The following is a 12843-nucleotide window of genomic DNA, read 5'->3' as shown; positions in this document are numbered from 1 at the left end:
CTCAAGCCTCGTGGCACTCGCCTTCGGCTGAGCACCAACGACAACTCCGTTGCTTTCAGACCATGGCCATACCGCGACTCAACAGTCGTGTTTGCCCAGGATGACCCCGCTCCCGTTTAGCTGATTGAATTTCCGCCCTCGTTGCCTCCACTCATTATCAAGAGGCCATCACCAACGAGGGTGACGCAAATGCTCGCCGAGCATCAATGCGAGCGTCTTGAAGATCAAGCTCGCGATGGCAATCATCGGCATCTCTTCAATTGCACTGCTGCGCACCTTCATCGAGGCCGGCAATCTCGGCTCTGGCCGCGCCAGCTTTACCGAGCAGGGCGTGATGTGGCAGGTCCTGATCCACCTCACCTTTGTGGTCTCGGCGATCGGAATTGCCTTCGTCGACAAGCTCAGCGATTCCGGCATGCGCAAGCAGGGCTGAATAAGTCGGACCGCCCCCCGATCGCGGGCGTCGGGTCCGGACCAGCCTGATCGGCTATGCGGGCTCGTTTATCGCTTGTTAACGAGACTCACGGCCGCATGGCGCTTGGGGGATATCGAGGCCGACGCATGAACAGAGACTTGCGGGAATTTCGACGGCTTGAGCGGCTCTGCCTGGAGCAGGCGGCGCTCTCAACCATGGACCTTGCGCGGACCGGCCTCTTGAAGGTGGCCGACGATTGCCGCGCCGCGGCTGAAGCGATCGAAGCGCGATCGCCGCCGCGCGGCGCATTCGCCGGCGCCGTTGAGGCGCTCAAGCGAGCGCCACTCGCATGGCGGGTTGGCGCCAGGTCGTAGAAGCGCCGATCAGCTCTTGCCGCGCGCTTCGCGCGCCAGCCGCTCGGCTCTCAGCCGCTCGCGATTGGCGTAAAACGCCTTCTGCGCCTCCTCATGATCGCGCATGGCTTTTTCCGCCTCGATCCGGCGCGTCGCATCACGCGCCTGGCGCTGTTCGGGGGTCAGAGGTTTGCGTCGGAAGGAAAGGTCTTCAGTCATGACGAGGCAACGCGGGAGCGCCGGAAGAGTTCCGCGCCATGCACCCGAAGGTGCATTTGGACCCAACCGAAAGAGCTGAGCAATCAGCATCTTATTGGGCGAGCGAATCCGGACCTAAAGTCTTCGCGTCAGCGCCAAATCCAAAAGTCGAAAACAACCCCATGCACAGTAGCGGGGACCAGCGGGATCAATGACTTATGTTGTGTGACGATGCCGTCTTTGACTCGTCGGGCAAAACAGGGGCATTCTGGTAGCTTCGGAAAATCCGTCAAAATGTCACCGGCGCGCCGCTCGTAGGACGGACGATCCTGAGATAGACATCAGGCGGACGTCATCGACAAGGGGCGCAGAGATGCGAGCCGCCCTGGGAGCGTCGCTGGAGGCCAACGACGGATCTACCCTCCGCCAAGCGTTATTGATCCGTATCCCTCCGGCGTCGGCCGCCTTGTTTAGTTTGAGAGGTGGCCCGAGGATTTGACCTTAAGTCTAGCTTTAAGGTCACTGGCGAATGCAGGTCAATGTGTTGGGCGCCGAGCGTCGGCGGCGATGGAGTTACGACGAGAAGGTTCGCCTTGTCGAAGAGAGCTTGCAGGCTGGCGAGACGGTCTGCGGCGTCGCGCGCCGGCACGGGGTGGCTCACAGCCTGCTGTTCACGTGGCGTCGACAAGCGCGCCAGGGGCGACTGGGCGGAGATGCTGGGCCAGCTCTCGTTCCCGTCGAGATCACGCCGGTGGCGGCTCCGATCTCGAGCGACGCGCCACAACCGGCGTCTTCCCCGCCTGCGCAGCGCGCAAGGACTGGAATCATCGAGATCGAGTTTGGCGGCAGCTGTCGCGTGCGTTGACCGGGACGTAGATACCGAGGCACTGCAGCGGGTTGTTGAACTTTTGCGACGACGATGATCCCGATCCCGAGCGGCGTCAGGGTCTGGATCGCCACTGGCCACCGACATGCGTCGCGGCATGCAAAGCCTGGCTCTCACGGTTCAGGAGAGCTTGAAGCTAGCGGAAGGGGTGTCTGTCAATCCCTCTTAGAAGTGCTCGGTTTTTTCGCTTCGGCTGCGGGCAATCTACGGTCCAAACCACGGTTCATTGATCGGCTTCGTTACGACAGTTGGCATCGAGATAAGCGCGTCAGTACCCACATACGCGCGCGAGCTCGGGATCCGGCGCGACTGCCGCCACCGCGCCCGGGGTCGCGAAAGGCGAATTCATGAGAGGCGGCTGGGCGCGCGATTGCAGTAAATTGTGGAGCGCGCCGTCGTGGTCTCCTCGTCGCTGTGCCCGGCCCGGTATTTCATCAGCGCACGACACAGATCGACCTGCGTCAAACGCCAAGCCCTAGCAAGATACGTAACGCCCATAGTGGATGTTGGACTCGGGCTTTGCTGGTTCGGCCTTGGTGCCTTGAAACCGAAGATGGCAGCGGTCGCCGGCCTGACCTGCATCAGCCCAACCTCGCCGACGCGACCGGCCACGGCGGCATCGTAGCCGAATGGTCGCTTTGCCCCACCTGCCCGCGAGGTCGCGTTTTGACCAGCAGCAGCCTCTGACAAGCGAAAGATTACCTCAGCTGGGGCAGCAGCACGGCCCACCGAATGGTTCGGCTCACGCTTAAGACGGAGAGAAGCCCCAAAGCCATCAGCAGCATGCCAAGCCAGGTCCAGCCCCGCCCGTAATCGCCCGCCTCGGCGGTGGAAAAGGCGAGCGGTGCCGCCGAAGGCGCCGAGGCAACCACGTCACTGGCGGCCGGCGCGGCTGCCAGAAGTGCCTCCACGTCGACTTGGCGCGGCGTGATCTCGTCAGGCGTGAGCCGGTCGTTCGCGCGTTTGGAAAGAGGGGGCGGCGACGCGCGGGTCGCGATCCCCGTAGCAAGGGCGGGACCGGCATCAACCACCTGCACGAGCGCGGACGGGCTCAGCCGAGACGTATCCTCGGGTGCGGAGCGCTGCAGCTCCGCGCGCGCATCCACCACCGCCTTCCGCTTGCGCGCTGCGGTCTTGTTCTCTTCGGCCGTGGCGACACGATGTTTGGCGCTGCGATGCTGAACCCGCTTTCTCACCGTCTCAGTCCCTTCGGCGACCTGGAACCAGCATCTGCGCCGGCCTTCCACCCGATAGACCCAGTGCTGGCCGTCGGCGGTCGACTTGCCGGGCCGCGGCAAGCACTCCACTTCCGCGGAAGTGGACGCAGGGGCTGTCACAGGACCGGCATTGAAGAATTCGGAAAATGGGTTCGAAGACGCAGACGACGTCGAGAGACCTGCAAGAAGTACAAAAGCGGCGAAACAAAATCGCAAATGACCGGACATGGAAACCCCCGGTGTTGCGCCCTGCCCGGGTAAGAGCTTTGGCCGTGACCTAGGTCGCAATGCGACTTAAATCCGGCAACGCGATGGATTCATTTTGGCCGTAGGGGAGATGCAGGCACGAATTCCGCACCAATTCTGCAGTCGGGCGGACCGACGCAGAAGGAGGGGCGCCCATCTAAGCTCGTCCTCGGTTTTGAGGGGATTGATCGCTACTGGCTCTACGACGACCTGGCCATCAGCTCGATTGTCCATTTTCCGCATCCCCTCAAGGTCGCACTTTCAAGCATCGCCGGTGCAAGGTTGCAAAGGCTGTAACTGTACCCGAATGGACGTAGCCGATGTTACGGCTGCCATACGAAGCGCTATATCCGAACTGACGACTGGGCATTCGACCTTCCCAGGATGACATTCTGTCCGGAGTGCAGAACCCGTCCGATCGCGCGGAGCGATTGCGATGAGGGAGGCTAAGATGGATTTTTCGCGGATGTCGGATGGAATCCGGCTGCATCACGCCTCTCATCACCACGAAGGGTACGACGGCCAGGGCGAACCGGGCCCTGCGCCGAGTGCCCCGTTCGTGGCTGACGCGGTCGGCGGTGGCGCCCTGGTCCATCGTCCCGGCCCATTTGCAGGTCCTGGAGCGCACCCCGCGAGCGCGAATACCCAGCATAATGACTCCGATCCGGTTCAATCCGACCATCCTACCGCATCGGGGGTCGGCATGGGCGGCCACGTCGGCAATCACACTGCGGCGGGCCTGGATGCTTCGGCCACGAAGCCTGCTGCCGGCGCATCCTATCCCGGGATGGGCATTGCTTCGGTCGAGAGTGGGGCGAACACGGCCGGGAACGGCGGAAATGGCCACTTTTACGGAAGTATCATTCACGCGTCCCTGTTGATCTATGAACCGATCAACATCTCGGTGAGCCTGGGATACGGCTCGGTCGCCCTGGCCAACCAGTCCACCAATTTGAATGTCGATCAATCCGCCTTTCAGATGGCCGGCGTCGGCGGACATGGCGGCAATGACAACATTGTATCTGGAGGCAGCATCAGTACTTCCTTGGGCGCCGGCGTGATCGCGAGTGGCGACAACGGCGCCGGAAACGGCGGCAGCGGCTATTTCTCGGGTGCGCTAGTGGACGCTCCCGTGGTGATCTATCATCCGATCAATATTGCGGTGGCGGGCTCAGGCGGTACTGCGCATGCAAGTCAATCGAACACGGTCGACATCGATCAATCGGCCACTCAGATCGCGGGCATCGGCGGAAGTGGCGGAAATGGCAACGCGACCGCCGGCGGCAGCGTCATGACGCTGGACCCCAGCTGGGGATCAAGCAATGGAGGGAGCGTCTGGGACGTTCAAACGGGCGGAAGCCAGGCCGGCAATGGCGGCGACGGCGCGTTCTACGGCGGGCTCGTCCATACCTCCTTCGTACTGTACGACCCGATCAACATCGTAGTCACGGGCTATGGCTCCAACGTTCATTCGGTCCAGACAAATGACGCCTACGTGGATCAATCCATCATTCAGATCGCCGGCATTGGCGGGCACGGCGGCAACGCCAACGCCGCGGCGGGCGGCCATGCAAGCCTTCTTTCCCACCGCCTGTGGGGCGACTCCGACACGATCGCCACTGGTTCGAACGGCGCAGGCAATGGCGGCAACGGATATTTTGCCGGCAGCCTGATCGATGTCAGCGTCGCGATCTATGCACCGATCAATATCGCAATCGCAGGTCCCCATTCGACGGCCGTAGCCGATCAGGTCAATAACGTGCACATCGACCAGAGTGCGGTCCAGATCGCCGGAGTTGGCGGGGACGGCGGTAACGGCAATCTCGCGCTGGGTGGCGATCTTTCCCATCTTCTGTCGGATCTTCACCTGATGGGTTAGCGAAACATCGCGCCGCTCGCACAAGCCCGATCGCGAGCTGCGTCGAGACTCTGCGCATGCAAGCTCGCCCTGCGGGCCCTCCCGGAAGTTTCAAGCTCCGATGTTGCGCGACGAATGTCATACTTTCGTACCTAGATCGACCAAACCCGATGGTGTCCGAATTGACATCTATCGCCATCGCGCGTGGGCGGATCAGACTTGCCGCGCGCGTCCGCCTGATCGGGATGGATGATGCACGAAAGCCAACAGAAACAGGGAGGCTCAAATGTTGCCCAAAGCGATCAACATCTCGGACTCGATCGAATTCAAATCGATCAACACCGGTGGTCAAAACGTCGGAAATGGCGGCGACGGCACCTTCAAGGGCGCCATCATCAGCAAGCCGACGCTCAACTTCGATCCAACCAACAAGGCGGAAGGTGCCGACGTGCACGTGAACACCGGCGATTACGTCAAGCAGACGGCGGATTGGGATGCCGGCGGCGCCAACGCGAAGGCCTCGTTGTTCTCGAAGGCCCATGGCGGAGACGCCGAGTCGAACGGAAGCCAGAAATCCTACAGCGGTCACGATACCTCCAAGGTATACGCCAATACGGATGCGACCCAGATCAACAAGGTCTCGGTGGACCAGCACCAGGAGGTCGTGGCCGGCATCGGCGGCAATGGCGGAGACGGCAACGCCGCGCTGGGCGGAGAAGTGAGCTTCCATCTCGATACGTTCTGACCGCCGGCTCGTCCGACTGGCAGGACCGGTGCCGCCGCCACCGGTCCTGAAGTCCGAGCCAATACCCCGCCGATACCGTTGGCAGATGACGTTGGCCATCGGTCAAGTGCGCCGGACCTCGATTTCAGGCGGTGACGATCATGCTGATGCCGCCCATTCGGTTGCCTATCCTGCCGCAGATCCGGACGCCACTGCACGCAGCCCTCCGGTCCTGCGCGGGACCGCTCGGTCTCGTATTCGCGTATAGCTGCAGCTACAACCTGCTTCTGTTTGCGCCCTCCATCTATCTTCTTCAGATCTATGACCGGGTGTTGTCGAGCCGGAGCGGTGACACGTTGCTCCTGCTCACGCTCATTGTCGCGATCACAGTGGTCGTCGGCGGCGTGTTCGATGCATTGCGGCGCGCCGTCCTTGGACGCCTTGGCGCCTGGCTCGATGATCGCCTTCGTCCTTGCGTGCTTTCGGCCGGCCTCGAATCGGCGCTTCGCAGCGATTGGACGCAAGCGTCGGGCGCATATCGGGATCTCACCGCGTTGCGCCAGTTCGTCGAGTCCGGCGCATGTCCGATGCTGTTCGACGCGCTCTGGGCGCCCTTGTTCCTCCTTGTCCTCTTTCTGATCCATCCCCTGCTTGGCGTGGTGGGCGCCTGCTGCGTCGCCCTCCTGTTCGCGCTCACGGTTGCGGGAGAGCTGGTCACGGAAGACGTTCTGCTCAGATCCGGCGCCGCGCTGTCCAGAAGCTGCGGCCGCCTCCAGACTGCCGCGGGCAACATCCACATGATCCGCGCCATGGGAATGTTCGATAGCGCCGCGCGCATGATCCACCGTGACGCGCAACACGCGCGCAGAGAGCACGATGTGGCACTCCGGCGAGGCGAGATCGTCTCACTGGCCACCAAGCCGGTTCGCGCGCTGTCGCAGGTCTTGATCATGGGGGCTGCCGCATGGCTCGTCCTCGATCACGGGAAGAGCCCGGCAATCATCTTTGCTTCTACGTTGATGTTCAGCCGGGCGCTCGCGCCGGTCGAAAGTGCGGTCGCAGGCTGGAAATCACTCGTGACGGCCGTGAGCGCCTGTCAGCGGCTCGGCGCACTTCTCGCCGCATTCCCCGTCGCCCGGCAGCAGAGCGCGGAGGTTTCTCCGCTGCAGGCGCCAAGCGGCCTCGTCGTCGACAATGTCGGCGTGAGGCTTGCGGGGACCAAGCATCTTCTGCTGAACGACGTCTCGTTCAACCTCATGCCCGGAGAATGCCTTGGCATTATCGGTCCGTCCGGGTCAGGCAAGTCCTTGCTCGGCCAGGTGATCGCCGGGCTGTCGATGCCAACGCATGGCCGTGTCCTCCTCGACAATACCGATGTCGCGCTGCTTCGCGAGGGCCGAAACGGCGACCGCCTCGGATATCTCCCCCAGGACATCAACCTGCTCGGCGACACGATCAACGACATCATCGCACGCCTTGAAGATGCCGACCGGCGGAAGGTCGTCGAAGCGGCCAAGCTCGTCGGAATCCATGGGGCGATCATGCGCCTGCCGCGGGGTTACGACACGGTGGTTCACAGTGAAACAACCTTCTCACGCGGGTATCGGCAGCGCCTCGGTCTTGCCCGCGCCTTCTTCGGCAGTCCGCGCCTCATCGTTCTCGACGAACCCAACGCCAGCCTCGACTACGGGGGCGAGCGAATGCTCCTGGATGCCATCGAGCGCATGAAGCTCGCAGGCGTCATCCTTGTCGTCGTCACTCACAGGATGGGTCTCCTCGCCGCCACGGACAAAATTGCCATCATGGAAGACGGTGCGGTCGCCGCGTTCGGCGACAGCGAGGACATCTTTGAACGGCACCTGAGCCGACCCCAGGTTACTTCGCAGATTGCGCCATGATCTGGAATTCTCCCACCATCTGGAAGCTTCCCGCCGTCTCGAGACTTCCCATGATCTGGGACCAGCTCATGCGAACGCCGGCGAGCCCCCCGCCCGCCCGGCGATTTGGCGTCGTGGTGACCGCAATCGACGATTTCGAGCCTCTGGAATTTCCATGGTGCTCGACGCCCACGCCGACCTCTCCGCGCGGAAGGCTTCGCGGTATCACCGTCGCGGGCAATCTGCTGGTGCTCTGCTTCATGCTGGGGCTTGGTACATGGGCGAGCCTCGCGCCTCTCGAGAGCGCCGCGATCGCGTCCGGCGTCGTGGAATCGGAATCGAGCCGCAAGACGATTCAACATCTGGAAGGCGGTATCGTCAGGAAGATCTTGGTTTCGGATGGCGATATCGTGCGAAGCGGCCAAACGCTGATCGCGCTGGACGACACCCGGGCCGGCTCGGAGATGCAAAGCCTTCAAGGCCAATTGTGGGATGCAGTTGCGCGTGCCGCACGGCTTCAGGCCGAGCAGCAGAGATTTGAGAGGATCGCAATCCCGGACGCGCTGGAACAGGACAGCAAGCAAAACGGGGTGGCCGCCGCTGCGGTGTCGGCGCAGCAGTTCATTTTTCTGGCACGCCTGCAGGTTCATGAGTCGCAGCTTGCGGTCATTCGCGAACGAAGGCGTCAAGTCGAGAAGGAGATCGAAGGTCTCAAGGCTCAGGAAAACGCCGCCGGGCAGCGGATCGACATCGTCCGGGAGGAACTGGATATGGTCGCGACCCTTGTCAACAAGGGACTCGAACGGCGGCCGCGGCTTCTGAACCTGCAGCGGGAGCTGGCCGACGTTGAGGGCCGCCGCGGCGAGATCGCCGCGCAGATTTCCCGCGCTGGGCAGGTCATCAGTGAACAGCAGGCCACATTATTCAAGCTCGAGAGCGAGAGGCAGAGCGAGATCGCACAGTCGCTTCGTGAAGCACAGAACCAGATATTCCAGCTCCGCGAGCGGTTGCTTGCGGCCAGAGATCAGCTAGCGCGAACGGAGGTCAAGGCGCCCGAGGACGGCGTGATAACCGATCTGCGGATTCATACAGCCGGCGGCGTCATCGGAGCGGGTGCTCCGCTCATGGACCTCGTGCCCCGGCAAGACCGCCTCATCGTGACCGCGCGCCTGAGGCCCGAGGACATCGATGTGGTTCATCCCGGCCTCGATGCCGAGGTTCATCTCGTACCGTACAATCAGCGTCGCGTGCCTCGCCTGAAGGGAACCGTCGTGCACGTATCCGCAGACCGGCTCCTCGACAAGCGTACCGACCAGCCATACTACGCGACCAAAATCCGGATCGACGACGCGCAGATCGTTGTAAACGACATCCAGATCGTCCCCGGTATGCCGGTTCAAGTGTTCATCACGACAGGGCGCGGTACCGTGGCTCTCTACGCGCTCAGGCCCCTGCTCGACAGCTTCCGCGGTGCATTCAGAGAGGACTAAAGCGCGACGAGATTGGCATGAATCGTCATCGCGCTTTAGGTTGTTGTTTGAGCATGATCTTTTCGGAAAACCGCTGCGCACTTTTCCGGATCATGCTTTAGGTCTCCGGCATTAGAGCTGCGCCTGGGTCGTGATCGAGACTCCGCGCGGGCAACCGGCCGCGCCAGCGGAGGACGGCTTCTGTGCGATTGTGCGCAGCACATTTCCTCATGATATGCTGGATGTGCATTTTGACTGTGCTTTCCGAGAGGATCAATTTGGCGGCGATCAGCTTGTTGGGCAGGCCGAGCTCCAATTCCGCCAGAACCTGTTGCTCACGAGGCGTGAGATCGGTCACGCTCCTGTCGATAGCCACTTTGGCTCCCTCGTTCACCAGATATGCGGACGCAAGCCCGCGCGCATCCGGCGGCTCGAAATCCGGTATCCTGTTCATCCCGGCCACAGGCAGCGGCCTGTAGACGCCGCCGACAAGAACAAGGCGCAGGCCAGCTATGGCGATCTCGATCGGTAGCGAGGTGGAAAGAAAGCCGCGCACGCCCCGCTGCATCGCGGCCTGAACGGTCGGCTCGTCTTCATGGTTTGACAGGACTGCAACGGCGGCGTTGGGACAACACTCCGCAACGAAGGCGAGATCGTCCTCAACCGAGGGATCGCCGATCGGCTTGTCCGCGATACTCAGCACCACCAGACGAACATCGCGGGCCGACGTGCAGTCCAGGCTTTGGACCGTTGCCATGTCAAGGATCTCAAGTTCGTCGAATTCCCGCCTGAGGACGTTCAGAATGCATGTGCGAGGCAACACGAGCGGCTCGATGATCACCAGAACCGGGAAGTGAAGCGATTCATTGAGCCGTTTTGAGGTGTTGGTTATGTCGTACATGATTTCCTCGAGATGAAAAGAATTTCCACGATATTCCCATTCCGTATTGCGTCTCCCCCGCTGCTGCATTCATCCTGAATGCTACGAGAGCGGCGCAGCGCCGGCGTTAGATGGCATCCACTGCGGGATCGCCTGGCGCCTGGTGGAAATTCTTTCCGCTCAAATCATTTGGGCACGTGCTACGCCGTGGCGTAGTCGACGCAGTCGGTTAGTTGCAGATATTTCGATACGCGGTTGACGCCGCCGACCCTGACTTGCCATCGACGACATATGCTTCATCCTCCTTCACGAGATACAGAAACGGCCTCTCTCCAGTCTCGCCGCCTGACGCGATTCTTCCTTTCACACGCCCGCAAATCGTATCCACTCGGCGTCCAAGCATGTTCTTTCGCATTGCGCGCTTCATGTCACTGAATTCGGCCGATTCTGGGTCCTCCATCTTCGTCGCGATCGCGACCTTCGCCTTGTCCAGGGAAGGATCTGATATTTCCGCGGGCCGTTCGGAAGCCGGGACGCTGATCCTCGTCCGCGGGGACGTCGCTTTGGCGAGGTCGGCCGATCCGCGTTTCTTCGGCGATGATTTCCTGCCGGGCCTTGCCGGCGTTGCAGAATTCGATTTGACGACCGCAGGATCTGGCGCCAATGCCGTTGGCATTGGCTGCGCGGGTCGGGCGACTGCAACCCTGTCGAAACAGGGTCGTGACGCACAGCCAAGGAAATACCCTCGGGAAGGCGCGAACCAGCCAAAGCTGATCAGCACTCCTGCCAGCACTCCAACAAAAAGCAGTCCCATCCGATTCCCCTCCTCGGGAGCTCGGCTCGCACTCGTAACTAGGACCAATTCCGCGCTGGTGATCTATATGTTGCGCAAAAGCGTTAAACGCCCATTAAGCGCGCGCAGTTGTCCCGCACGTACCTGGACGAGCGGATCAGATCGGGCCCTAGACACGTGCCGAATTACCGCAAAAGGCCAATCGTGCAAGCAATCATGGCCGATTTGGTCCGCTCTTAGGCCCTTCTGCAACTTGTGTGTCCGTCCGGAGGTCCGCTTTGCGCCATCAAAAGCTGCCGCTCTCAGGCCAGTTTCGCAGCACCGCACCAGTAAACAACGCAGGAAGATCAACGGAGTTGACCAATTCTGCTGCTCATAACGGTGTGGTTACAGGATCGAGCCCGCTGGCTCACTGGTGAAATCGGCGAACTGTCGGACGCCGGTTAGGATCACCGCACCAGACGCAGCTCGATCCCGTGAATCCCATAAGTTCTGGAGGCATTCGCGCGCATAGACCTGTCCGCTAACCGAATTTGCGACACCCCGCCTCCAACGGCCGCCCAGGCGCAATACCTCGGCACTGGCATGAACCCGAACACGCAGGTCGTCGGGCTACACCAACAGCCACCGCACTTATGTGCAGCAAGCGGCCGCCGTCTATTCCGGTCTAACGGTCGAGTGAGAACAAGTCGTCACGACCAGCACAGTTCGGCTGCATTGCCAATCGGGTCCCAGCATTGGTTGAAAGACTCCACGAGGAGTGCCTGCGGCATCAATACGTTCGTCGATCGAGTTTGGAGGAGTGGATATCCGCAGACGTTAAAGCATCGGCCTGCAGACGCTGTTTCCGCGCTCACTGTTCGTCTGGTGCGTCGCAGAGCATGCATCCAGAGCGTGCTAATTGGGAGTCAAACTGGACCACGAGTCATGTTGGCTACTGCCGTTGGGGATCAGCAGAGGTGAGCCCTACCTAGTTAGCCTGCTCAGTCCGCTTCAACCTGGGCCAGGAGCCGACTAGTTGGTAAGGCTCGCGTTTGAACTCTCCCGCGCCGTCGTTACTGTGATTGGATTGCCAATCGCCTTTCCCGCCGCGCGGATGGTGTCGATGAACAGCTTCGCGGCCGGGTTCAAACCAATCGGACCACCATGTCCTCTAGCTCCAACGCCAGTATCGCCAAGAAAGCGCGCATGAAGGCTGAGGCGGATTTTGCCACCTGGCTCATGATGGCCAAGCTCGGTGGTTTCGATGACCTGCCGTCCAGCGCCCAAAGCTTTCTGACTAACTATCGAACTCGGCTCGAGACAATGAGCGAGGCCGAGTCCACGGCCCTAGCCGTTCGCGAGGTCTACAGCACTTATTACAGCGAGATGGGAGGCGTAGGCGCAGCGCCGGAACCAAAGGCTCGGACGCCAACGACAGAGGGCAAAGTCGTGCGGTCCCAGAGACCGCCTAGACCTCAACCCGGTCAATCGGCTGCGCGCCATTCGACGAGGCCAATGACCCGAAAATCCCTCCCGGCACTGCTGATTTTCGCGAGCATAGTGGCACTGATTGTCGCATTCAGATTTTTAGCGCAGTAAGACCGCCCGCGGATTGTGTGCGACGTCCGCTTTTCCCTCGATAGCGACCCAAATAGCGGACATCGTGCACTTCGCATTGGGGCGAGAAACGGACTTCGTCAGTCCGGCCTGTCACCTCCGAAAGTGCCAGCAACGAAAGTGATCAAGCCGGCTTTAGCAAAACCGGTAGGTAGAATGTGGGGATCGACGGCTCTCGCGACTTTTGAGATTCGGCAGCAGGTTGCAGGCCGTCAGATAGCTCTCAACTAACGCGCGCCTCGATCACACTAAAGCGGCCTGCAGGATAGATCGCTTCGGGACGGAATCCGTTTTCGTTCAGGAGATGTCGATATTCCTTCTCGGTGCG

The 12843-nt window shown here is 61.3% G+C and carries 11 protein-coding genes and 1 pseudogene; 7 read left to right on the top strand and 5 right to left on the bottom strand.

The genetic code is table 11. The annotated features are described in order from the left end of the window. Nucleotides 1-202 precede the first annotated feature (202 nt). Both IVA82_RS30400 and IVA82_RS30395 read left to right on the top strand, forming a co-directional pair. Nucleotides 203-433 (top strand): annotated as a pseudogene (locus tag IVA82_RS30400) (TIGR00645 family protein); the annotation flags it as partial. Between the two features lie 128 nt (nt 434-561). Continuing rightward, entirely contained in the window at nt 562-789 is a 228-nt protein-coding gene (locus IVA82_RS30395; protein WP_247382195.1) for a hypothetical protein, read from the top strand. A gap of 9 nt (nt 790-798) precedes the next feature. Here IVA82_RS30395 and IVA82_RS30390 read toward each other — a convergent pair whose 3' ends face one another. The 3 genes from IVA82_RS30390 to IVA82_RS30380 form a co-directional block, all read right to left on the bottom strand. Then, nucleotides 799-987: a hypothetical protein gene (locus IVA82_RS30390; protein WP_247382325.1), complete on the bottom strand. Its 189-nt coding sequence runs from the start codon at nt 985-987 to the stop codon at nt 799-801. A 1210-nt stretch (nt 988-2197) separates the two neighbouring features. Beyond that, the gene (locus tag IVA82_RS30385) at nt 2198-2464 is read right to left on the bottom strand and encodes a transglycosylase SLT domain-containing protein (protein WP_346658678.1); all 267 of its coding nucleotides are present in this window, start codon (nt 2462-2464) and stop codon (nt 2198-2200) included. A gap of 86 nt (nt 2465-2550) precedes the next feature. Beyond that, nucleotides 2551-3297 carry a hypothetical protein gene (locus IVA82_RS30380; RefSeq protein WP_247382192.1) on the bottom strand — a complete coding sequence of 249 codons (747 nt, stop codon included), beginning with the start codon at nt 3295-3297 and terminating at the stop codon, nt 2551-2553. A 469-nt stretch (nt 3298-3766) separates the two neighbouring features. Between IVA82_RS30380 and IVA82_RS30375 the strand changes: the two genes are divergently transcribed. The 4 genes from IVA82_RS30375 (at nt 3767) to IVA82_RS30360 (ending at nt 9264) form a co-directional block, all read left to right on the top strand. Further along, complete coding sequence (locus IVA82_RS30375) at nt 3767-5194, top strand: hypothetical protein (protein WP_247493672.1); 1428 nt, start codon at nt 3767-3769, stop codon at nt 5192-5194. Nucleotides 5195-5459: 265 nt separating this feature from the next. Further along, nucleotides 5460-5918: a hypothetical protein gene (locus tag IVA82_RS30370; RefSeq protein ID WP_247382188.1), complete on the top strand. Its 459-nt coding sequence runs from the start codon at nt 5460-5462 to the stop codon at nt 5916-5918. 140 nt (nt 5919-6058) lie between these two features. Next, nucleotides 6059-7795 (top strand): ATP-binding cassette domain-containing protein, encoded by a 1737-nt coding sequence (locus IVA82_RS30365; protein WP_247382185.1) that lies wholly within the window; start codon nt 6059-6061, stop codon nt 7793-7795. 239 nt (nt 7796-8034) lie between these two features. Continuing rightward, entirely contained in the window at nt 8035-9264 is a 1230-nt protein-coding gene (locus IVA82_RS30360) for an HlyD family type I secretion periplasmic adaptor subunit (protein WP_247493671.1), read from the top strand. 97 nt (nt 9265-9361) lie between these two features. On the opposite strand, the gene IVA82_RS30355 is transcribed toward IVA82_RS30360, so the two are convergent. Continuing rightward, nucleotides 9362-10144 (bottom strand): response regulator transcription factor, encoded by a 783-nt coding sequence (locus tag IVA82_RS30355; protein WP_247493670.1) that lies wholly within the window; start codon nt 10142-10144, stop codon nt 9362-9364. A 208-nt stretch (nt 10145-10352) separates the two neighbouring features. Next, nucleotides 10353-10937 carry a hypothetical protein gene (locus IVA82_RS30350; protein WP_247382176.1) on the bottom strand — a complete coding sequence of 195 codons (585 nt, stop codon included), beginning with the start codon at nt 10935-10937 and terminating at the stop codon, nt 10353-10355. A gap of 1125 nt (nt 10938-12062) precedes the next feature. On the opposite strand from IVA82_RS30350, the gene IVA82_RS30345 reads away from it, so the two are divergent. After that, the gene (locus IVA82_RS30345) at nt 12063-12497 is read left to right on the top strand and encodes a hypothetical protein (protein WP_247382173.1); all 435 of its coding nucleotides are present in this window, start codon (nt 12063-12065) and stop codon (nt 12495-12497) included. Nucleotides 12498-12843 lie beyond the last annotated feature (346 nt).

Source organism: Bradyrhizobium sp. 142, from assembly GCF_023074015.1.
Classification (GTDB): Bacteria; Pseudomonadota; Alphaproteobacteria; order Rhizobiales; family Xanthobacteraceae; genus Bradyrhizobium.
The sequence above is the reverse complement of the archived record's forward strand: the minus strand, read 5'-3'. Positions and strand labels throughout refer to the sequence as shown.